Source organism: Segatella buccae ATCC 33574 (genome assembly GCF_000184945.1).
Taxonomy (GTDB): domain Bacteria; phylum Bacteroidota; class Bacteroidia; order Bacteroidales; family Bacteroidaceae; genus Prevotella; species Prevotella buccae.
Genome location: NZ_GL586311.1, coordinates 1509701 through 1532356, shown reverse-complemented (window position 1 = coordinate 1532356; position 22656 = coordinate 1509701). Strand labels below are relative to the sequence as shown.

General features: G+C 54.9%; 12 protein-coding genes. 3 read left to right on the top strand and 9 right to left on the bottom strand.

Going from position 1 to position 22656, the window contains the following annotated elements:
* Positions 1–117 precede the first annotated feature (117 nt).
* The 8 genes from HMPREF6485_RS05690 to ruvA all read right to left on the bottom strand — a co-directional run bounded on the left by HMPREF6485_RS05690 (position 118) and on the right by ruvA (position 16985).
* Positions 118–492, bottom strand: a complete 375-nt coding sequence (locus tag HMPREF6485_RS05690) for a RidA family protein (protein ID WP_004340102.1) — start codon at positions 490–492, stop codon at positions 118–120.
* A gap of 4 nt (positions 493–496) precedes the next feature.
* Positions 497–1717 (bottom strand): threonine ammonia-lyase, encoded by a 1221-nt coding sequence (gene ilvA / locus HMPREF6485_RS05685; RefSeq protein WP_004340101.1) that lies wholly within the window; start codon positions 1715–1717, stop codon positions 497–499.
* Positions 1718–1773: 56 nt separating this feature from the next.
* On the bottom strand, positions 1774–2505 hold the full coding sequence (locus HMPREF6485_RS05680; RefSeq protein WP_044125876.1) for a LytR/AlgR family response regulator transcription factor: 732 nt from the start codon (positions 2503–2505) through the stop codon (positions 1774–1776).
* A 31-nt stretch (positions 2506–2536) separates the two neighbouring features.
* Positions 2537–3661, bottom strand: a complete 1125-nt coding sequence (locus HMPREF6485_RS05675) for a sensor histidine kinase (protein WP_004345289.1) — start codon at positions 3659–3661, stop codon at positions 2537–2539.
* Positions 3662–3957: 296 nt separating this feature from the next.
* Positions 3958–5808, bottom strand: coding sequence for a carbohydrate-binding domain-containing protein (locus HMPREF6485_RS05665; RefSeq protein WP_004340098.1), 1851 nt, complete (start codon positions 5806–5808; stop codon positions 3958–3960).
* 122 nt (positions 5809–5930) lie between these two features.
* Positions 5931–8030: a glycoside hydrolase family 43 protein gene (locus tag HMPREF6485_RS05660; RefSeq protein ID WP_004345286.1), complete on the bottom strand. Its 2100-nt coding sequence runs from the start codon at positions 8028–8030 to the stop codon at positions 5931–5933.
* A gap of 615 nt (positions 8031–8645) precedes the next feature.
* On the bottom strand, positions 8646–16337 hold the full coding sequence (sov, locus tag HMPREF6485_RS05655; protein WP_004345285.1) for a T9SS outer membrane translocon Sov/SprA: 7692 nt from the start codon (positions 16335–16337) through the stop codon (positions 8646–8648).
* 30 nt (positions 16338–16367) lie between these two features.
* Positions 16368–16985, bottom strand: a complete 618-nt coding sequence (gene ruvA, locus HMPREF6485_RS05650) for a Holliday junction branch migration protein RuvA (RefSeq protein ID WP_004340095.1) — start codon at positions 16983–16985, stop codon at positions 16368–16370.
* A gap of 233 nt (positions 16986–17218) precedes the next feature.
* On the opposite strand from ruvA, the gene HMPREF6485_RS05645 reads away from it, so the two are divergent.
* Together HMPREF6485_RS05645 and HMPREF6485_RS05640 are read left to right on the top strand one after the other, a co-directional pair.
* Entirely contained in the window at positions 17219–18118 is a 900-nt protein-coding gene (locus tag HMPREF6485_RS05645; RefSeq protein WP_004340094.1) for a diaminopimelate dehydrogenase, read from the top strand.
* A 144-nt stretch (positions 18119–18262) separates the two neighbouring features.
* The gene (locus tag HMPREF6485_RS05640; RefSeq protein WP_004345283.1) at positions 18263–18658 is read left to right on the top strand and encodes an FMN-binding protein; all 396 of its coding nucleotides are present in this window, start codon (positions 18263–18265) and stop codon (positions 18656–18658) included.
* 500 nt (positions 18659–19158) lie between these two features.
* Here the strand turns inward: HMPREF6485_RS05640 and HMPREF6485_RS05635 are convergent, their stop codons facing one another.
* A complete protein-coding gene (locus tag HMPREF6485_RS05635) occupies positions 19159–20565 on the bottom strand; it encodes a C1 family peptidase (protein ID WP_004345281.1) in 1407 nt (468 codons plus the stop codon).
* 80 nt (positions 20566–20645) lie between these two features.
* On the opposite strand from HMPREF6485_RS05635, the gene dxs reads away from it, so the two are divergent.
* Positions 20646–22613: a 1-deoxy-D-xylulose-5-phosphate synthase gene (gene dxs, locus HMPREF6485_RS05630; protein WP_044125874.1), complete on the top strand. Its 1968-nt coding sequence runs from the start codon at positions 20646–20648 to the stop codon at positions 22611–22613.
* Positions 22614–22656 lie beyond the last annotated feature (43 nt).

Genomic DNA, 22656 nt, shown 5'->3' with positions numbered 1-22656 from the left:
GGTCAACATTTTATAAAAATATATGTTTACAAGTACATATCATTCTCCTTTTGTCCAAGGAGAACCATACGTACCTGTAAACAAGTTATTATGTCCTCTATCCCCTATTTCGGCACGTTATTTGGCGGCCAGCACTTCCACCTCCACGAGTGCGCCTTTGGGCAACTTCTTCACGGCTACGGCCGAACGGGCCGGGAATGGATGCGAAAAAAACTCGGCATACACTTCGTTCATGGCGGCGAAATCGTCCATGCTGTCGAGATAGACAGTGGTTTTCACTACGTGGGCAAGGTCGGTTCCGGCAGCTTTCAGAATGCTGGAAGCGTTGGTGAGAGCCTGCCGGGTCTGCTCTTTGATGCCTCCTTCAACAAAAGTCCCGGTCTTAGGATCCAATGGAATCTGCCCCGAGGCAAATACAAAACCATTTACCTCGATGGCCTGGCTATACGGTCCGATAGCTGCAGGCGCGTTGTCTGTGTGAATTGCTTGCATAAGTCTAATGTTCTATTTTAAGGATTGAATTGTTCAGTATCGTGATTCCTTTCTCTTCGAGTGCCCGGCGTATCTGGTCGATATGCTCCTGATTGCGGGTCTCCATCATCACCCGCAAGATGCAGGCATCCACTTTCTTGCGGTTGGCCGAGCGGTCGTGATGCACGCTGGTGATATTGCCGCCCAACCGGGCTATCACCGTGCATACCTCAACGAGTTTGCCGGGCTTGTCGTCGAGTTCCATTTCGAGGGCGCAAAGGCGACCTGTTTTGGCCAGTCCACGGTTGATCACGCGGTTGAGGATGGTCACATCGATATTGCCTCCGCTCACGACGCACACGGTTTTCTTGCCCTTCACAGGCAATTTATCAAACATCACTGCTGCCACACCGGCTGCTCCGGCTCCTTCGGCCACCATCTTCTCGGTTTCGATCAACCGCAGGATAGCTGCACTGATTTCGTCTTCACTCACGGTGACAAAGCCATCCACATATTTTGAACAAGCCTCGAAGGTCAACTGTCCGGGCTCTTTCACGGCGATGCCGTCGGCAATAGTCGACACGGAAGCCAGTTTTTCCAACCGATGTTGGTGGATGCTCTCCACCATACCGGCTGCTCCGGCTGCCTGCACACCATAGACCTTCACCCGCGGATTGAGGCTCTTGAGAGCAAAGGCCACCCCGGAGATGAGCCCGCCGCCCCCGACAGGGATGACGACCGCCTCCACATCGGGCAGCTGGTCGAGCAGTTCGAGCCCGATGGTGCCCTGTCCGGCTATCACATTCTCGTCGTCAAAGGGATGGACAAAGGTGTAACCGCACTCATCGCGCAGCCGGATGGCCTCGGCGTAGGCATCGTCGTAGACACCGGGCACGAGCTTCACCTCTGCTCCCAGGCGCTTCGTGGCTTCCACCTTGCTGATGGGAGCCCCCTCGGGCAGACAAATGAGACTCTTCACGCCCATTGCCGTGGCGGCAAGAGCCACCCCCTGAGCGTGGTTGCCGGCCGAACAGGCTATCACGCCCTTCTGCTTTTCAGCCTCCGAGAGTTGTGAAATCTTGTAGTAGGCACCGCGTATCTTGAACGACCCGGTCTTTTGCAGGCATTCGGGTTTAAGGTACACGTCAACATCGTCGTTGATTTTGCCTGCATGGATGAGCTCCGTCTTGCGCAAAACCTTGCCCAACACGTAGCGTGCTTTATAAAAATTGTCTAATTGCAACATGCTATCCGTTGTGTTACTGATGTTGCAAAAGTACAAATAAAAAACGAGCCCATGGTTTATTTGCCCAAGAATTTCGTCTCAAGATACTTAGCGAAAGTATCCCGATAGAGGTCACCAATGGGCAGATAGGCATCCTCGCCGAGTATCACCCGGTTTTTGTTCACCTCGGCTATCTTCTTCAGATTGATGATATAGTAGGAACGGTGTATGCGCATGAACATGGCGGGCAGCCGCTCCTCCATCTTCTTCATCGAGAGCAGCACCACCAGAGGTTTCTGCCCTTCAAGATAGATTTTGAGATATTCGCTCATGCCCTCAATATAGCGTATGTCGCCGATATTCACCTTCAACACACGGTGTTCGGTTTTGAGAAAGAGCACATCATCGGCCTGTCCGTCGGGTATTGATGCCACGGGCCGGGTGCTGTTTTCCAGTTCATACTGCCGTTTCACCTTGTTGGCAGCCCGACGGAAGTCGTCGAGCGAAAAAGGTTTGAGCAGATAGTCCACAGCATCTACCTTGTAGCCCTCCACGGCATACTCGCTGTAGGCCGTGGTGAAAACCACCATCGGGGGCGCAGCAAGCGACTTCACGAAGTCCATGCCGTTGAGGTCGGGCATGTTGATGTCGCAGAAAATGGCGTCCACGGAGTCTTTTTCGAGCAGCTTGCGGGCCTCCAGCGCACTCTGGCACGCGCCCGCAAGTTCCAAAAAGCTCACCTTGCCAATGTAGGCAGTCAACTGCTGCAGAGCCAGCGGTTCGTCGTCGATGGCTAAAACTCTGATCATAAGCATAGCGGTCTTGGTGTTAGAAATGTGATCATGTGGCAATCGGGAGCTCCAACTTCACCGTGTAAGTATCTGTCCCGTCGTCGATGTCAAGGCGGTAGGTGTCGCCATAGATGAGGTCGAGCCGACGGTGCACATTGGTCAACCCCACCCCACCATGCTCGGCCGTACTCTCACGATGCTTGCTGTTGACGCACTCGAAGTGGAAACGGTCGCCATCCACCCTCATGCCGATAGTGATAAAACTCGGTTCCCGATAGCTCACCCCATGCTTGAAGGCATTTTCCACAAACGTGATGAGCAGCAGTGGCGGCAGCCTCCTGTCGGGCAATGAGACAGGAATGTCGGTATCTATCTTCACCTTGTCGGTGTAGCGCAGCTTCATCAGCGTGATGTAGTTGCGCAAGAATTCCACTTCCCGATGCAGCGGAATGAGCGAATTGTTGCCTTCATAGAGCAGGTAGCGCATCATTTTCGACAGTTCCACGATAGTGGTCTTGGCCTTTTCCGGGTCAATGTCCACAAGGGCATGGATGTTGTTGAGCGTGTTCATGAAAAAGTGGGGGTTGATTTGATACTTCAGATACTCCAACTGTTGGTTGAGGTTTTCTTTCTCGAGCAGCCTCATCTCGGCACTTTCCTGCTCCGATCGGAAATAGAGTTTGATGCCGAGGTTCATGCCCAACAGCAGCACCAGCGTGATGGTGCTCACCAAGTCGCCCTCGCCGAAGAAGAGCGGAGGCCCCATGCGGTGGTCTTTCATCCTGTCACGCCCCGGTTCATGCAGTCTGTCCCCTTCGGGCATAGGTCTGTGGCGCATTCGTCCTTCCATCTCCATAGGGTGCATGGGACGACGGGGACGGTTGCTGCACTGATAGAAGGCGAACATCATCACCAGACAAAGTGTGGTGGCAAAATACATCGTCTTCCGATGCTTGTAGAGCAACAGGGGGGCAAGGACAAAGTTGTGGACAAGGAACATGACGAGATAGACGACGAAGAATTTCCATACATGAAACACCTCCATCCAACTGAATGCCTTGACCAATCCCGACTCCACCTTGATGCACATGCTCAACAGCGGAGACAGAAAGAGAAGAAGCCAAAGTCCCAAATAGGTGATGTTTTCTCTGTTCAGGCGTAAAAATCTCTTCATAGGCCCATGATTTTCTTTTAAACGTTTGATTCGTGGAAATATTATACAAGCCAAGTGGGTTTGGCCGACTCTGCCCCCGGAGACCATTCCAAGAGAGATGGAGGAGCCGAAAGAGTGGAGGGGAAACGATATCTGCCTCGCTCAACAGAAGGGGCATCGTGCGGTGTGGCGGGAAAAAGGCAATGGGGTTATTTCTTGGGCACACCTGTCGGGCTCAAGCGATAAAACCATTGTCCTCATATTCCTTAGCTTCTCCATCTTCTCTTAAATCCAAGAGGTGGTTTTGCCCGTCTTTGCTATCTCCCGCCCGGGCGACCGCCTCCTCCGAAGCCTCCCATGCCCGTGGTGCTACCGGCCGAGGAATAAGGCGACGAGAGTGAGGAGATGGTGGCTGCCGATGTGCCGGTGCTGCTCACGGTGGTCCCGACGTAGAGTCCGTGCCAGTCGGTTCCGCTCACACTCGCTCCTGTGTAGACGGTGTAGCTGCCGCCTTTCGACAAACTGGGAGAAGTGAAGAGGATGCAGACATTGCCGTTATAGCTGCGCCCCATCGTCAAGGCGAGAATGTTTGTCGAACCACTGTTCAGTGCCACCGTAGAGCCATTGGAGACACTTCCGCCATAGACAATGCTTGGTTGGGTGGACTGGCTCGACGGATAGGACGTGCCACCGCCGATGCCCACGAGCGTACCGCCGGTGACTATCACGCTGTAGCCCTCCTCCTCGTTGGCATCAATGCCACACTCGGGGCTGCTTGTGCCGTAGGCCACAGTCGTTCCGCCTTGTATGTAGAGGTTGCCATTGGCGTCGATACCGTCGTTGCCGAGGGCGTATGCGTAGATGTAGCCGCCTTTGATGTATAGATGGCTGGCCGAATTGAGCGCATCGTCGTAGGAATATACCTCAACGGAACCGCCCGTGACCGTCAGCGTGCTCTTGCTCTCGATGCCCTCGCTGCCCTCTCCGCCGGTGGCGCGCACCATCACACTGCCGCCGTTGATGGCCAAAGCCCCGTCGGCCTTGATGCCTTTGGCTTTCGAGTCGAGGCTGCTGCTATAGGTATAGGTGGCCCCGGTGGTGATCACTTTCACCTCACCGTCGTTGATGGTCAGCGACTGGTCGGTGCTGATGCCCTTGCCTCCGACTCCCGTACTCTTGCAGTAGAGGGCTCCACCATTCATCGTGAAGGTGGAGTCGGCTTTCACTCCGGCTGCCGCACTCACGTCGTTGTCGTCGCTGTCATATTCGCCTCCGCCTGTAGTGATGGCCGTCACGCGACCGCCATCCATCTGGAAATAGCCGTCGGTGGACAGTCCTTTGGCTGCCGTACCGGAGGTTTCGACATTCACCACACCGCCCTTGATGAGCAATCCGTCTTTGCTCTTGATGCCATTGCCCTTCGTGGCCTTAACATAGATGTTGGTGTTGGGCCTTATCATCACGTAGTCGTCGCTGGCGATGCCGGCCTTGGTGTTGGCACTCACCTTGATGTGCCCTTTGCCACTGAACAGCAATTCGCCCTCACTGAAGATAGTTCCCTTTTGGTCTTCGGTGCTCAAAGCGTATGAAGTACCGTCGGTGAACGAATTGTAGGTGCCGTCAGCGGCCACCACATAGCAGCGTTTGCCCACTTGTATGTTGATGGCCGGGCCATCGCTGTTGTTGATACTCACACCGTTGAGTGTGAGTCGAAACTTCTTGTCACTGTCACCGGCGGCCATTTTGAACGACCCTTCGCTCGCCGTGCCACTGAGCACGTAGTTCACCCCCTTGGCCGTAGAAGTCACCGTGACATCGGCACCACTTACCGAGATGCTCACCCCATCTACACTTCCGCTCACCGTGGCCGTCGTTCCGCTATACACGATATTGATGGTGCTGGTGAAAGAGTTGTTCTCCACATAGTCTTCATTGTCGGAGGGAATCGTTTCGGTCTCCGACAAGGCTGTCGAATCCACCGCTATCGTGAAAGTGGTCAGGTCGCCGGCCGTGGTGGGCGTCGTGGTGGAGGAAGAACTGCCTCCGCCGGTCGGTGTAGTTGTGGTGGTAGAACCGTTCACATAGTCGTCTAAATCGCTCGTATCAGAGCAGGACACGGCCAAAAGGGCGGCCGATGCCCAAAAGAATGATTGCCAATAGATTTTCATATCGTGTCGTTTTAAATGCGTTAGACATCTTTATCTTACGAATACAAAATTAACATTTGCAGCCATAACAGTCAAAAACATTCAACCAACGGCACGATATCTTCAACCAACCGGACCTGTCGTCACTCCTCTACCGGCTCCCAGCGCAGCACGGCCCCGTTTCTCCTTCCGGGGTCGGCCCCCTTGAAGTCGAGCGAATAGGGACTGCCAGTAGTGGGACTCTTACCTATATAAAGATGTGTACGGACGGACAAGAGCATAAACTCACGGTCGAGGAAATCCTGATACATGAACACCTCGGCTTTGTCGGCATCGGTCGTCATGCGCACATCGCCGGGAAGTCCCCAACCGGCCGACATCACGTAGCGGCCGTCGGCACACTGCAAGACCACCTTGCCCTGTCCCTTGTCCACCAACCGGAAACGGGTGAACAAGCCTTGGTTGTCGGCTCCGGTGTCGTAGAGCACGCCATGCTTCGTTGCCTCCATGGGTTTGTCCGTGGCCAGATTGACAATACGAATAGTCTTTCCGTAGGGGATGTTGCGGTTACGGTCGGCCTTCGGTTCGTCCACACGGAAGTTGTCAAACTCGGCATATCCGCCCTTCCTGCCCTTGTGGTTGAACGCAAAAAGTCCCATGCGGCTGCCCTGAAAGGTAACCAGTTGATAGCTGAGCGTCATCTCCCGGCCAAGGTCGGTGAAGGTCTTGCCGTCGAGCGAATAGGCATAGCGTCCCCGGTCGTTGTCGAAATCGCCGTTGAAGCGCAGCCAAATCCGGTCGCCCTTCAACTGCACGGGCATGTCGAGTGTGTCGTTGTCCACCTGTTGGAAGCATCTGAGCATGAGCCGTTTCCCGTCTTTCACGATACCCGCCCACGAACAAGGCACATTGATGTTGCCCAGTCCGGCCACATCGCCGTCTTTCAAACGGCCCACGCGCAATTCCACCGTGGTCGTCGACTCGGGGCCTATGACACGCTGCGTGAGCGTGTTACGAGCCCACATCAGTTGTGAGGCGGGTAGGGCGTGGAGCCGCAACCGCCCTCCCGTGAGCTGCCATTCGCTGTCGTCGGGGTTATGGTTCCACTGCCAGATGCGCCCTAACCGCGGCCCGTTGAAATCTTCATTGCGCTCGTATGGGGCGCGCAGGGGCTGTCCCTGCACGGGTTTCGTCCACGTGCGGGGTGCCCGTCCGAGGTTGCCCTCCAGCCCTACCATCGGCCACCCGTCTTTCCACGTCACGGGCATGAGATCCACCGTGCGACCAATGGAGTGGAAATCCTGCATGAGCAGGGCCCACCACTGTCCGTCGGGCGTGGAGACGATGCCCCCCTGATGGGCGTTGCTGCAGCCGGTGGCATCGGTCAGTGCCGGCTCTATGCGGAAGGGATGGCCGTCGTTAACGATGCGCCCCTGCCAGCGGGTCATGGGCGCAGGATGATAACCGTAGGTTTCGTCGGCTGTTATCGTGATGGTCTCGTAAGGCCCCCAAATGCTTCGCGAGCGACTGCAAAGCGTCCGGCCATTCGGAGCGTAGTCGGTGGAAATCAGATAGTACCACCCATCGATCTTATACACATGATGGCCCTCGCCCACCCCTGTGCCCTCGGGAATGATGGTGCGCTCAGTTTCGTATATCGGTTCGGAGAGGTCGTCTTTCAACTGCACGCACTTCACCTCACCATAACCATGGATCGCATAGATTTTGTCATCGTCGTCGAAGAGCACGCCGAGGTCATAAATGCGGCCTTTCATGTTGATGTGCTTCCAAGGGCCGCGCGCATCGTCGGCCACATACACCTGAAGTCCCTTGCCGTTGATGTTGCTGAACACATAAAACTTGCCTTTGTGCCAACGTATGCAGGGTGCCCAAATACCCTGTCCGTAGACTTCCTTGCCGTCGCGGAGGGAGAAAGCGGGGTCGGGAAAGTCGAAACGATCGAAGCAATAGCTCCACTGCTCCCAGTTCACAAGGTCTTTGGAGTGGAGTATATTCACGCCCGGCACGGTGTGCATCGTGGTTCCGGCCAGATAATAGTCGTCGCCTACGCGCAGGATGTCGGGGTCAGAGAACTCATCGTAGAAAAGCGGATTGGTGAAGGTGCCGTTGCCGTTATCGGCTGTCCACGACCGTTGTGGGGACAAAGACTGTGCTTTCGCATGGACTGGAGAAGCCACAAGCAACAACGTGGCCATCAAAAGTTTACAGGTGTTCTTGTTCATTGTTTTGTTGATATTAGGTCTGCCGCACTCGCAGCATTAAATGGCGAGATTACGATATGTCGGCAAAGATAGTGTAAATTCTACACACTACCAAATAAAAGACGGGGAAAGACAAGGAAAATCAGGCGTGCCTACCTTCTCTAAGACAGACGAGGGGACAGTCGGTGCTTGGCGGGGGAGAAATCCGGACGACAACTGTCAAACTATTTGTTCGTTTTCGGCCTCTCATATTTCGATATTCGCAACCAACAACCTGCTCGGCGCAAATAAGCGATTTTGAAGATGTTTTCAATATGCTGATAATCAGCCGTTTGAATTTTACTGACACATATTAATGGCCGGAAACGAGCCTGAAAGGGCCAGAACGGGCTTGAAAAAGGGCCACAGTTGCGCTGCAACTGTGGCCCTTTCAGCGTTCAAGTGTGGCTCTTTCGCAAGTTCGGAAAGCCGGAATGAGAGAAGAAGAGGACTTTTCCGATAGTTTAAGGCCGGCCTCCCACCCTGGTTGGAGAATTTCTACGGATGCGTTTTTGTTGATATTATTCGCCACCATCCGACAACCTGCAAAGACTGTTTTTAGGGATATGGGAGTATTTACTTCTCCCCTTTTTACCATTACCGCGTGAGACTGAACTTCACACTGAGCCCGAAGTCTTGTGTGGTGGTGGGATAGCTGCTGGAGGAGAGAAGCGGCGTGTTGGTCTGACGGTCGTAGTAGAAGCTCATCGTGAGCAAGCGCGAGAGCGTGTAGTCGGCCATGAAACTCAGTTTGAAGGCCGTGTTACCGCTGCTGGCAGCACTGGTGAGCGAGGCAATGTCGCGGGTGATGGCCGCTTGTCGGCGATAGCTCAGGTCGAGGCGCATGTTGAGGTTGTGGTTGGAGGTGCCCGAAGCGTTGCGTGAGTTGTTCTGCGCCCCGTTACGGTTGTCGGCATTTCGCGACTTGGCATTGCTCTTGGCCCGTCGCGGACGGGGGCCCCAGCCCAGCAGATTGGCCAGACTGAAGTCGTTGATGCGATAGCCCATGCCCACTACCCAGTCGTTGCTGAAGGCCTCATTGACCTGTATGCTCGTCATGCTCAGACTGAGCACGCGTGTCTGCCGATACTCCAATTTGGCCGTGAGATTGTTCTCAAACGTCATGTCCACACCGAGCAAGGGAGAGAAAGCCTCGTTGACACTCACCTGAGAGATGTTGTACATGCTGCTCGGAATGGGCGTTCCCTCCGTATTGTTCACGAAACCGAGTCCGTTCATCACTTCTTGGAAAGTGCTGTAACTGTTGTAGGAGCCCACGGCATAGATGCTCCTGTAGGCATGGTTGATGTTGAAGCTCTTGAACACATCGCGGAACCACGGGAGTTTTCCGAGTCCGCTGTAGCGCAGCGACCAGTTGGGCAGCAGGCGCGTCAGCGCAGGGAAGATGCTCAGGCCGTTGCCACCGCTGCTCGTGTAGGCAGAAAGAAATGCCGGAATCATCACGTCGCCCGAGTAGGTATTCACTCCACCATTGGCGGCATCGAACTCCTGACCGGCGTAGGCCGTGCCTTGCGGATAGCGCAAACCTCGGTATTGGTCTTCCACCCGGTCTCGGAAAGAGGGCAACGAAGCCACAAACTCCTCAAAGTTCTTACTGCGATAGCCGTTGCCGGCATTGCCAATACTCTCGAAAGCCCCCTTGAGCGAGATAGTGGTCATGGTGAAAGTGCCGCTCTGCGTGGTGGGCACTCCCTCGTACATATATTGTATGCTTTTGGCACGGCTCTCGGTGCGGCTGGCGTTGAGGTCTATCTTAAGATTTTTGATGGGTTCGAGCGTCATGCGCAGTTGCAGGTCTACGGTCTTGTTGGTCGTAGCCGGTGTGGCAACAGAGTCGTTGAGGAGCAGCCAGTTGTGCTCCCGCGCCTTACCGATGTAGTCATCGCCCGTCAGTCCGAAAGCAAAGTCGAGGCCCGGTGAGAGCACAGAACCCTTTCTCTGGCCGAACACGTTGCCCACTTCGGGCAGGAATCCGGGCAGCGACATGGCATATTGGTTGCGATAGGCGACACTCACGTTGCGCACCATCATCAGTACCCGGGCTACCGACTGGGCCGTCTTGTACCATGTCTTGTTCTCGAGCGGCTCCTTCGGCGTGACAGTGAGTTTCACATGCGTGGCCGAATCCACCTTGGAGCGGATACGGATGCGGTTGCGGTCGAGCTTGCGGTAGTTCAACTGGTAGGCCTTACCGTCTTGCGTCTTGGCCGAAAGGATGAACCGGCGGGTGTTCTTGCCGTGGCTGATGATAAATGTTGTGTCGGGCATGAGGGTGATTTCCCGCTCATAACTGCGCTGGTTTTTGGGCAGTTCCTTCTTCTGTTCGGCAGCTTTCCGGTCTTGGCCCATCGGTCTGCCGTCGGCCTCCGTGCCTCCTTCCTTAGCTTTCATCGCCTGTTCGCGCAGTTCCTCCTCCCGCCTTTTGCGTTCCTCGGCTCGTTTGCGTTCGCGCTCCTGCTTCTCGCGTTGCAGTTGCGAGCGGTTCTTCTCTCGGTTGAAACGGTCGTTGGCCGCCTTGAGGAAGGGAATGTGATTGTAGAGCTTCTCCATGTTGAACGTGCCGTTGATGCTCAACTCGCGGTTGTTCATGATGGTGTTGCCCAACGAGGTGCCATTGTCCAGCGAAGTGCCCCGGTTCCAGTTGTAGGTGGCATTGTAGTTGGCATCGGCATTCATCCAGTCGAAAATGGGGATGAGATTGAGCGGCGACTGGTAGGAAAGCGTGAAAGTCTGGTTGTAGGTGAGCGGTCGGCCCATGTGCCTGATGCTCTGCGTCACCGAATCTTTCCAAGCCGAATAGCGGTCGGGGTAAAGGTCTTTATTCACCGGCGTATAGGGTTCTTCTATCTCGGCATTGGTAGCACTTTGAAAACTTGTATGCAGGTTGCGAGTGAAATCCCATCGCAAGGCAAACTGCCGGTTCCACAAGAAACTCTGATCCCATGTCAGAGGAAGTCCCGCGCTTTCTATCGCCTCCATGTCACGTTCCTGCAATTCGTGGTAGTGGCGGGTCATCTCGGTGTTGAACGACAGGTTTTGAGGCAGCCAGTTGAGACCGAAACGCTTGAGTATGTCGAGCCACTTCGACTTGTTCTTGATGCCCTTGAAAGGCTCCCAAGGTTTGTAGACGGGTGTCCAGTTGTAGTCAAGTGCCCCCCGCCAGTTGTCTTCTTTCTCGTAGACGGTGGTCTGTCCGGTAGTGTACTCGTGTGAATGACTGTAAGAGAAGGAGAAATTGGCGGGGTCGTAGGGCATGGGATGACGCTTGGTGGCGATGCCCACGCGAGCGTTGGACACGGCGAAATTGGTGATCGTGTGTTTGGTCACGGCTATGCTCTCGATGGAGTCGCGTTCCTGTCGCGACGATGCGGCGTCGAGCGCATCCTTCAGTTCCAAGTCGGTGTCGAGCGGATTGTATTTGGGCGAAATCTTGTCTTTCGTCACACTGTAGTACAGGGGGATGGTCACCTTGGCCTTGTCGGGGAAGAACTTGCCCATCTCGAAACTGGACGTGACAGAATAGCTGCCTGAGTTGTCGGTCGTGCGCTCGCTCACGCTCTGTTCCAATCCGCCGAATCCTTCGGTGACATAGCGTCCCAAGACATTCACAGTGCCGAAGTCAGAGAGCTGCACATTGAGGTTTCCGTTGGCCGCCCAGCCACCGTTGTTGTTGAATTCGAGCAGACGCAGCTCGTTCACCCACACCTCGCCGCTCTTGGCCTCACTGCTGTTGTTGCGTATTCCGATGACCATCGTCTTCACCTCGCCCAGTGTCGGGTTGCCCATGATGGTCACCTTGTTGGCCGGTTTGTCAGCATCGTAGGTGCTGTAAGCATAGTTGTAGGAGGCTTGCCCCAGCCCTTTGGCTCGGTTGCGGGCCTTCTTCAACGAGGTGAAAACGGTCAGTGGGACATTGAGCATATTCTCTTCGGGCCACACCAATTCCCTCTCCGCACGACTGTACTTGTCGTATTTTCTGGGGGCGGTGAGCTTCAATGGCACCTCGTATTCGTAGTAGTTGCTCTTGTAGTCGCTGCCCAAACGGATGAACACACTCAACTGGTTGTCCTGCAAGTCGGTCGTGTTTGGCTCCATGGCGTTGGCATGCACGAACATTTGCAGACGCTTGTAGCGGCGCAAGTCGAGCGTGGTGTTCTTGTAAGCAGCCTTGGCCTCGCCCGTCGCCAGATTCTTCACCACCATGTTCAGAGCCTGTTCGTTAGCCTCTGTGAGCTGGGGTTGGGTCGGATCTTGCTCGCGGCTGATACCCGGAGGCAGCACATAGTTGACCGGTGTCTTGTCGCTGTTTTCCTCTATATTCACCGCACTCATTTCCAGTGTTCCCGCACCTTGGGTGCCCCCAATGTTCTGCTGGTATTGCCGCCATTCCCCTCTCACAAGGTCGAGGTTGGCAAAGCGCATCACGATGGGCTTTTTGAAACCCGTGAGGAACATGCGCATGAAGCGGATGGAGGTGAAGTCGCTGATGCCGCCCACGCGCTTCTCGTATTCAGAGAGGGGTATGCGGAACTGATACCAAGTGGCATGACCGGGCGTTCCGTTGCGCAGGGTGCGGTTCACTTCACGCTTGTCCACGATGTAGTTGTGCCCCACCACGAGGTCTTCGGGGCGTATGCTAATCTTATACTGGTAGTATTTTTCGTATTCGTTGAGCGTGTAGTCTTGGTTGATGTCTTCCACATCAGGCGTCGTCTTATACGATGTATCGTAGCCCTCAGTGCGCGATTCTGTGTCCGGAGAGTTGCCCTGAGGGTTGTTGATGTACTTGTAGCGTTGCAGGATGGGAGCCTGTATGCGATCCCAGTCGGTGCCGCGGTAGTAGTGGTAGTTGTCGTTGGCGGGGTCGGCAAAGATGCTGTCGTAAACGGCTTGGTTTACTTTGCCTTGTATCTGAGAAAGGAAATTCTGGTAGGGGGCAAAGGTTCGCTCCTGCTCGTCGGTGAGTCCGTTGAATCCAACGTCCTGCAAGGCCCGGCTTCCCTTGGTGGTAGCGAAGGCATAGGTGACTGTCGACGAATTGGGAATGCGCCCCCACTGCGTGGTGGTCCAGTTCTCCGAACCGTCTACGGGCATCCCACTCTCATAGAACTTCTTGCCGTCGCGCAAGATGTCTTCGCTCACTTCGCCCAGATTGATGTAAAAGTCACCGCCATATTGGTTGGCATCGGCCTTGCTGTTGGAGTAGATAAAAGGGTCGAGCATCCAAAACTCGATATACTCGATGTTGGCTGCTTCAAAGTCGTTAGTGTCCAGTTTGCGCATCATGCCTCCCCAGTGCCGGGCCGGATTGCGCAAGGTGCCGTCGGCGTTGAGGTCGGGATTGAAGTTGTAGGGGCCCCGCTCGTCAGGGTAGTAAGCCAAGTCGAGCACTTGCAGGGTGCTGGTTGCCCCGGTGTAGTTGCTTTGGTTGCGTGTGGGATAGAGGTCGTGTACATACCATTCCCTCACATAGTAGTTGCTCAGCTGGTCCAAGTCGCTCTTGATGTGGCCCGGGGTGAGCGAACTGCTGCGACGGGTGAACAGCGGATCGACATTATACCAGGCCAGCCGACTGCGGTTGAAGCCGCTCGTGAGCCCGGTCTTGTCGCTGTATTCGGCAAAAGTGGAAGGCACACCCGAAATGATCCACGAAGTGGGTGACGACACATCGATGGTGTTTTTGGTGCCCTCAAAGTCATCAATGTAGGAAGCCTTGTCCTGCGTCCCGGCAGCCTGACCGGCCAGCAGTTGTGCAAACTCGCCCGTGAATGATATTTGCGAGGGCTGTGTGAGATGGAGGAAAGGAATCTTGTCGAGCACATTGGTGAGCCATTGACTCTCCTTTTTCCAGTTGATATTCACGCCCCAAAGGGTGTTGTTGAGCGGTTCCGCCCCCATTGCCACCTTGGTGGTGAGTGCCTGTTCGGAGAGGTGCTGTACCGTTCCGCTCAACTGTAGGTTTTTGGAGAAGTCGTATGCCCAGTTGAGACCGAACATCGTCTTACGCATCTGCCCATAGTCGGTGTTCGATTCGAGCGACACGTTGACCGCCGTCCCGGCATCAATGATGCTTTGGTTGAGGATTGTCACCTCGCCGGCCGAATAGTCTACGCTGTAGTCGGAGCCTTCCGTGAGCGTCATGCCGCCCGCCGTAACGCGCACCGAACCTTGTGGCACGTTGTAGGCTCCCAGCGAGATGACATTGGCCGAGGTGCCTTTGAACTGTCCCATGAGCATATACTTGTCCTTTTCAGCCATCTGCTTGGCTACGGTCTTGGTGGAATCATAGAGTTCGGTGAACGCATACTTCCGCGCATTGGCCTCCGGCACACCCTTACTCCGCAGGAAGTCGTACATGTAGCGGCCGAAGGGTTCGGCTTCGGGAAAGAATACACGGCCATTACTCACGGTGTATCCCTCCACGAAATCGAAGTAGCCGTTGGGGTGGGCCTTGTTGTTATTGTCAAGCCGGTCGGCCCCCAAGTCTTTGATAATAGACTGGTTTTTCACCTGTGGCTCGGGAATGTAGGTGAGATAGACGCCCGTGGTGTCGCTCTGATATTTCACATCGAGGCGGAATTTGGTCTTCTCCACCGTCGAAGCAAGGTAATACACGTTTTTCATCATGAGCCTCCAGTTGCCTTGCCGGGGATTGCTGCTCGTGTTCTTGAGCGACTTCACGATGAGTGTCTGGTCGGCATTGGTATTGTCACCGGCAAACTCGCCCACTTGGTAGGAGCGTCCGCCGTAGGTGTATTCGTAGGCTATGGCCAGCACCTGGTCGGTCTGGAGGGTGGAACGGAGCGACACGTAGCCCAACGCCGTGTTGACGGTGTACTCGGAAGGTTCAAGTTTGCGTGCGCTTTCAAGTTTTTCAAAGTCGGTCCCGCCCACAAGTCCTATCCCTTCGAGCGTGGTTGAAACCTGATCGATGTCTCGCACCCCTGCCCCCAAGCCGCTCACAGTAGCATATTCCGAGTTGGCGGCATTCGACGGCACGGGGGTTGCCCCGCCGCCCCACATCGGATTGCTCACGTCACGGTTTTCTCCGAGGTCGGTCAAGGCGACGATGCTGCGCGTGTTGCTCGTGATTCCGGTCTTGTTGGTCACCCAAATCTCCACCCGGTTGATGGTGATGCCGGTGGTGATGTTGGGCAGTGTCTTCATCGCCCCGTCGTAGATGGAGCGGAAGTGCTGCGAAAGGAAGAAGTGACGGTTTTCCTCATAGTCGGCCGCATCAATCTCAAAAGGCGTGAGCTGCACTCCTCCCTTCGACGAGACACTCTTCGACGAGCTCTTTTTCTGCGAAGCCACCATCTGTAGTTTGAGACGACCGAACTGCATGTCGGTGCGGAGGCCAAAGAGCGAGGAAGCCCCATTGACGAGTGACGAGTTGGAAGGAAACGACACATTGCCCGCTTCCACGAGCTTGATGATTTCGTCTTCCTTTCCTTCATATTTCAGTTTGAGATTTTGTGCGTCGAAATCAAAAGTGGCATCGGTGTTGTAATTGAGGTTCATGTTCACCTTGTCGCCCACCTTTCCGTTCACGTTGAGATTGAATTTCTCATCGAAATCAACGGTTGTCGTCTTACGGCTGCGCACGGGAAGCGACGGGTTGTCAATGTTCTTCAGTGTGGCTCCAAACTTCAGTTCGGCTGTTCCCTGCGTGCGTACACGCACACCGCCGGGGCCGAATATCTTCTCAGCCGGCCCGAGATCGAAGTGCATGTCGGTGAAATCAAACTTCTCCTTGCCTTTTTTTTCAAAAATAGATGAGTTTTGTTCGCGGAAGTAGGCATTCCACTCGTTGCGTCCGCTCCACGCCCGATACTCTTCCGGTGTCATCATGATAGGGGCCGACACCCACGTGTCGCCTATCTTGTTACCAATGATGTAGCGGTTGGTGGTGTCGTTGTATTCCACCGTCTGCTTCATGTTGTCGGGCCGTTGCAGGTCAAGGGCATTCCGATGCAAGTCGCCGAAGGTGACGGGAGTGGTGCGCTGTATTTTCCAGCGCGTGTTGAGCAGCGAGTCGGGGATGGTGTCTTCGTCTACAAGGATGGGCTGCACGGCTGGCGATGGTTTCCGGTCGTCGGGTGTCTGCCGGGCAGATGCGGGCGGCGACAGCCTGCGCTGCGCATTGCCGAGCGACAGCCCGCGCCTGCCTCTATTGTCCTGAAGATAAGGCACGGCAAGCGTATAGCCGGCGGCCGAAGCCAGCAGCAATCCCATCAAGAACGTATGCAGCGAGTCTTTTATATTCATCTTGCCTATTCCGAAAGCAGCTCTTTGTCGCTATTTGATTCTCTTCAAAGCCTCTTTCACTACCATTTCCACAGCCATGTCGGGCTGTTCCTGCAAGATGGCCACCACCACTTTCTGTGATGGGGCAGGAGAAAAGCCCAGCATGGTGAGCGCACTCACCGCCTCGTCGCGTGTGGCATTGTCCACCGGCATGGAAGGCAGTCCTCCGCTTGCCGGCAGTTCGTCAGCTATACCGAGCGAAATAATTTTATCTTTCAGGTCAACGATGATGCGCTGGGCCGTTTTCAGTCCTATGCCTTTCACACTTTTGAGCATCTTGTCGTTGCCCGTGGAGATGACTCCACATAGTTCCTTGGCACTCATGGCCGAGAGTATCATGCGTGCCGTGTTGGCACCCACGCCCGACACGGTGATGAGCAGACGGTAGAGTGAGCGTTCCTGCTTGGAGAAAAAACCATAGAGTGTGAACGCATCGTCGCGCCCGCCGGTGGTGAGGGCCTCATGCACATAGAGTTTTGTCTCTTTCTTCCCTTGTATGGCGGTATAGGTGTTGAGCGAGATGTTGAGCGCATAGCCCACTCCTGCCGCCTCAATCACAGCCAAGGCAGGCGTCAACTCGGTCAGTTCGCCTTTGATATATTCAATCATTCGTTTTCTGTCGTTTGTATTTATACCTTATTATAACGCGACTTTGGGTGGGATATTGTATCGGCGAGGAGTTAAGGAGTGAAAGGGAGTCCTCCCTCAACATCTAAATCTCTCCCTCCTTCTTTTTGCTACCGAAGTGTGATAAAAAGTATTAAATAGCCATGTTTTTCGTGGAAAAACCGTACATTTGCGGCCAACAGATTGTTACGATTGGAACTATACAAGATAAGCTTATGAAGAAAATTAGAGCAGCCGTAGTCGGTTACGGCAACATCGGACAGTACACGGTCGAGGCTCTTGAAGCCGCCCCCGATTTTGAAATTGCAGGCATCGTGCGCCGCCGGGGCGCACAGGACAAGCCCGCCCGGCTCGCCGCGTATGAAGTGGTAGACGACATTGCCCGGCTGAAAGATGTGGATGTGGCCATTCTTGCCGCCCCCACGCGCAGTTGTCCCGAATATGCAGAGAAGATAACGGCCCTCGGCATCAACACCGTTGACAGCTATGACATCCATACCGGCATCCTCGACTATCGGGCCAAGCAGATGGAAAACAACCGGAAGACCCACACCGTGAGCGTCATTTCGGCCGGATGGGATCCGGGGTCCGACTCCGTGGTGCGTGTGCTCATGGAGAGTCTGGCACCCAAGGGACTCAGCTACACCAATTTCGGTCCCGGTATGTCAATGGGACACAGCGTGTGCGTGCGCAGCAAGGAGGGGGTGAAAAACGCCCTCTCGGTCACTATCCCGTTGGGTGAGGGCATCCATCGCCGCATGGTCTATGTGGAGTTGGAAGACGGTGCCAAACTCGAAGACGTGACAGCTGCCATCAAGGCCGACCCCTACTTTGCCCACGACGAGACTCATGTGTTTGCCGTGGCATCGGTCGATGACGTGCGCGACATGGGCCATGGGGTGCATCTCGTGCGCAAGGGTGTGAGCGGAAAGACGCAGAACCAACGTTTCGAGTTCAATATGAGCATCAACAATCCCGCCCTCACGGCCCAAGTGCTGGTCAATGTGGCCCGCGCCTCGATGCGCTTGCAACCGGGGTGCTACACCATGCCGGAAATTCCGGTCATCGACCTGTTGCCCGGCACGCGCGAAGAGGTGGTCGCCACACTCGTATAAGCGTTTATGGAAGGCCTTGTAAAGGCTGTAAAAAATACAAAAAAGAATTAAAATAGGGGAAGCGTCGCAGGATGTTTCCCCTATTTTGTCTACATTTGCATCTTGATTTGACAAGTGATTTTCAATTTTAACAGATATAACCAAATGAAAGGTATCAAGTATTTGGCCGCTGCAAGCATGGTGGCCGCAGCCGTGGTTTTCATGAGTGCAAGCGACAGCAGCATCTCTCAAAGTGGCGACACCACCGTGGTCAACACCACGCTTATAGGCAAGAACATTCGCGGATTTAAGGGACAAACTCCCGTGAAGATATTCATCAAGGACAACAAGGTGGTGAAAGTGGAGGCTCTTGACAACAAAGAGACTCCGAAATTCTTCAACCGCGCCAAGGCCGTTCTTGCCGAGTTCAGCGGCAAGAGCGTGAGCAAGGCCGACAAGATGAAGGTCGACGGCGTGAGCGGAGCCACCTACTCGTCGAAAGCCCTCATCGAAAACGTGCAGACGGGCTTGAAGTATTATAAAGAGCAAGCTAAGAAATAAAGATTATAAAGCAAGGAAGTAAAGAGGTAAAGGGGTAGAGATGCAGAATCCATACGGCCTTTTACCTCTTCTTTTTTACCTTTTCTCGTGCTATAGTACGAACTATTAAAGATTTCGAAAAAGGCTTACATGCCGTTTTTCCGTGCCCGTTTTCCCGGCCCATCTCATTCCTCTCTTTTGCCCAATCCGCCTCATCAATTTTCTCACTTGGCCCAAACGACATTGCGAAATGGCCACACTTAGAAGCTCACTCGGCCCCTTTCGCAATGTCATTTGGGCCGAATGACAACTCCTCAGTAGGGTGGAAAAGCCCCCTTTAGGGGGTTGGGGGTCTTCTCAGGGGAGTTTGGGGCTGTCAGAGTGGGGAAGTTTTAAAAAAAGGGAAACACCGAAGTGCTTCCCTTGCCAATGCAAAGATACGCATTTTTAGAACCAAATGCAAATGCGCAGTTAATATTGTTGACAAATATTTATGGTTAGGTTGACTTTCCGGCCGACCGTCAGTCGTCTGTCCCGAAGAGTGGGTCTTCGGGCATCACCATCACCGGCTTCTGCTCATATTCCTTGAGCAGCCGGGCAGGCACATACTTATTGTCTACCACCAACCGGAACATGTATTCGTTGAACCAGTTATCGGTCATCACCAAGTAGCCGTTCTGCCCGTAAGTGGGCCCCCAACTGTTTTCCACCTTCCACTTCAGCGGCTTTCCCTGTTCGTCGAGATCAACAGCCGTGAGCGTCATGGCGTGGGTGGAACCACTGTCGAAAGTGCTGATGCGATCGGCCTTGTTCATGGGGAATGTGGTCGCAAACAGACTGCCGTAGTCGTAGTTGTCGAGATCCATATAGCCACGCTTGCGGTCGAGCTGTTTGCCCACATCGTAGGAACTGTACATCTTGCGCCCGTCCTTGAGGCTGGCGATGGCCATGACGGCAATCTCCTCCATGGGCAGATTGAGATATTTCCAGTTGTGGCCATCGTAGGTGTGCCGGTCGAAATCCACCTCATAGGTTTTGTGATAGGCCCTCCGTGGGTCATTCATCACCATGATGAACGTGCCGTTGAGCCGTCCGCCCACCGTCTCGCGGTAGAAGTCGAGCGGCGTGTAGGTCTTCGCCGGTCCCACGGGCTTGCCGTCCTTGCCTGTGAAAGCATACTTGAATTCCTTCACAGGCTCGCCCAATGTGAGGGCGAGGATATGATAGATGGTGCCCAGCATCTCCGTCTTGCGGGCCTGCACGGCCTTAGTCCCCTTGCCGGCCGCCACCATGCGGCGCAGTTCGAGTCCGTATTCACGCAACTTCGACGCCAGCAAAGCCCGTACACGCGCAGTGTTTTCGCTCGAGTAGGTCTCGGGCATCACACTCATGGGCACCAATCCGTATTTCTCGACAAGGTCGGCCACGCCGCAGAAGGTGCCCCCGTCGCCAATGGGGTTTTTGAAGAAAAACTGCACGCGCGTATCATCCATGGGCTTCGCTGCACAGTCGATGACTCCCTGTAACATCAAGTTGGCCTTTTCCAGTTGGTCGTAGAAGAAAAGATAGGCTTGCGAAAACTCCACCTTCAGCGAGTCGCCGTGCTCCCGGGCGAAGTTGGCCCGCAGCACGTTGAATCCCGAAAACATCCAGCAGCGGCCCGAACTCTGCTGGTCGTGGATGCTCTGCTTGGGTGTCTCCACGCTGAAGTAGGTGTCCGCGGGTCCCGGGTTGGCATAGTTGCGGGCCAAGTCGTCTATCTTGTTGGCAGCGATGGCGTTGAAGAGAGCCTTGTCGGCAGCCGCAGACGGTTGCAGTCGGGCGATGCGTTGCAGCATGTCGGCAGACAGACCGCCTCCGGAGGTTTGCGAAAGGGCCGGCATAGCCGTCAGAAGCGACATGCCGAGGAGGATTGCTTTTGTGTTCATGAGTTTAATATTAGTTTTGATTTGCTTGCAAAGATAAGAAATTTAATGTACCTTTGCAAAGTTATTCATTACTAAAAATAATGGAAAAAAAGAATTTGGGACTGCTTAAGGAAATCAGATTTCCGGCCGATTTGCGGCAACTTGCCGTCGGCCAACTGCCCGAGGTGTGCAAGGAATTGCGCGAAGACATCATCGATGAGGTGTCGGTCAATCCCGGCCATTTTGCCTCTTCGCTCGGCGTGGTGGAAATCACCGTAGCCCTACATTATGTATATAATACCCCCGACGACCGCATCGTGTGGGACGTGGGCCATCAGGCCTACGGGCACAAGATACTCACCGGGCGGCGCGAGCAGTTCTGCACCAACCGCAAGCTGCATGGCATCTGCCCCTTTCCCACGCCCATGGAAAGCGAATACGACACGTTCACCTGCGGCCATGCCTCCAACTCCATTTCGGCGGCTTTGGGCATGGCCGTTGCTGCACAGCGCGAAGGGCGGGCAGGCGACCGCCCGGCAGCATCCGGAAGCAGCGGGCCGAGGCATGTGGTGGCCGTGATAGGCGACGGGGCCATGAGTGGCGGGCTCGCCTTTGAGGGGCTCAACAACGTGTCATCCACACCCAATGACCTGCTCATCATCCTCAACGACAACGACATGTCCATCGACAGGGCTGTGGGGGGGATGGAAAAATATCTGCTCAACCTCGACACCAACGAAACCTACAACCGCCTGCGCTTCAAAGCCTCACGGTGGTTATACGCCAAGGGGTATCTCAATGAGGAGCGCCGTAAAGGCATCCTACGACTGAACAACGCCCTGAAGTCGGCCATCAGCCACCAGCAGAACATCTTCGAGGGCATGAACATACGCTATTTCGGACCGTTCGACGGCCACGATGTGAAGAACATCGTGCGTGTGCTTCGCCAGCTCAAAGACATGAAAGGCCCCAAACTTCTGCACCTGCACACCAAGAAAGGTAAGGGTTACAAGCCTGCTGAGGCTGCAGCCACCATCTGGCATGCACCGGGCAAGTTCGACCCGGAAACCGGCGAGCGTATCGTGGACGACACCAGCAACCGGCCGCCCAAATACCAAGATGTGTTTGGGGAAACGCTGCTCGAACTGGCTCGCAGCAATCCGAAAATCGTGGGGGTGACGCCTGCCATGCCCACGGGATGCTCGATGAACATACTGGCCAAGGAGATGCCCGACCGCATGTTTGATGTGGGCATCGCCGAAGGCCATGCCGTGACCTTTTCGGGAGGCATGGCCAAAGACGGATTGCAGCCTTTCTGCAACATCTACAGTGCCTTCTCGCAACGCGCCTACGACAACATCATCCACGACTTGGCCATCCTCAACCTGCCCGTTGTGCTCTGTCTCGACCGTGCCGGCATCGTGGGCGAAGACGGCCCCACCCATCACGGGGCCTTCGACATGGCTGCCTTGCGCCCTATCCCCAATCTGACCATTGCCTCGCCTATGGATGAGCACGAGCTGCGACGGCTCATGTACACGGCCCAGCTGCCCGACAAGGGCACTTTCGTGATACGCTATCCGCGCGGCCGCGGAGTGCTCACCGACTGGCGTTGCAAGCTGGAGGAAGTGCAGGTGGGCACCGGTCGCCGGCTGCACGAGGGGCGCGATGTGGCCGTGTTGACCATCGGGCCCATAGGCAACGAAGTGAAAAAAATAATCGAAGAGCTGGAAAGCATCCCCGACACATCATTATCACCTACCAGCCAACACCTATCACCCTCCATCGCCCATTATGACATGCGCTTCCTCAAGCCGCTCGACGACCTGCTGCTGAGTGAGGTGGCCGCCAATTTCAACCGCATCGTCACCATCGAAGACGGCACGCGCAAAGGCGGACTCGGTTCGGCGGTGCTCGAATGGATGAACGACAACGGCTTCCACCCTGAAATCACGCGTCTGGGAATGCCCGACGAGTTTGTCGAACACGGCACTGTGGAACAGCTCAAGCAGCTGTGCGGACTGGACAGGGAGTCGATCAAGCGGGCCATCTTGAAAGCGATACACTAAAAAGCACTGCCCAAAAGGCGGAGCGGAAAGACTAAGAAGTTCT

What these genes read in the sequence shown, in the direction of transcription:
- dxs (WP_044125874.1), top strand. Translation starts at nt 20,646, where the DNA reads ATGGAAAAAAAGAATTTGGGACTGCTTAAGGAAATCAGATTTCCGGCC.
- HMPREF6485_RS05640 (WP_004345283.1), top strand. Translation starts at nt 18,263, where the DNA reads ATGAAAGGTATCAAGTATTTGGCCGCTGCAAGCATGGTGGCCGCAGCC.
- HMPREF6485_RS05635 (WP_004345281.1), bottom strand. Translation starts at nt 20,565, where the DNA reads ATGAACACAAAAGCAATCCTCCTCGGCATGTCGCTTCTGACGGCTATG.
- ruvA (WP_004340095.1), bottom strand. Translation starts at nt 16,985, where the DNA reads ATGATTGAATATATCAAAGGCGAACTGACCGAGTTGACGCCTGCCTTG.
- sov (WP_004345285.1), bottom strand. Translation starts at nt 16,337, where the DNA reads ATGAATATAAAAGACTCGCTGCATACGTTCTTGATGGGATTGCTGCTG.
- HMPREF6485_RS05660 (WP_004345286.1), bottom strand. Translation starts at nt 8,030, where the DNA reads ATGAACAAGAACACCTGTAAACTTTTGATGGCCACGTTGTTGCTTGTG.
- HMPREF6485_RS05680 (WP_044125876.1), bottom strand. Translation starts at nt 2,505, where the DNA reads ATGATCAGAGTTTTAGCCATCGACGACGAACCGCTGGCTCTGCAGCAG.
- HMPREF6485_RS05690 (WP_004340102.1), bottom strand. Translation starts at nt 492, where the DNA reads ATGCAAGCAATTCACACAGACAACGCGCCTGCAGCTATCGGACCGTAT.
- HMPREF6485_RS05645 (WP_004340094.1), top strand. Translation starts at nt 17,219, where the DNA reads ATGAAGAAAATTAGAGCAGCCGTAGTCGGTTACGGCAACATCGGACAG.
- ilvA (WP_004340101.1), bottom strand. Translation starts at nt 1,717, where the DNA reads ATGTTGCAATTAGACAATTTTTATAAAGCACGCTACGTGTTGGGCAAG.
- HMPREF6485_RS05665 (WP_004340098.1), bottom strand. Translation starts at nt 5,808, where the DNA reads ATGAAAATCTATTGGCAATCATTCTTTTGGGCATCGGCCGCCCTTTTG.
- HMPREF6485_RS05675 (WP_004345289.1), bottom strand. Translation starts at nt 3,661, where the DNA reads ATGAAGAGATTTTTACGCCTGAACAGAGAAAACATCACCTATTTGGGA.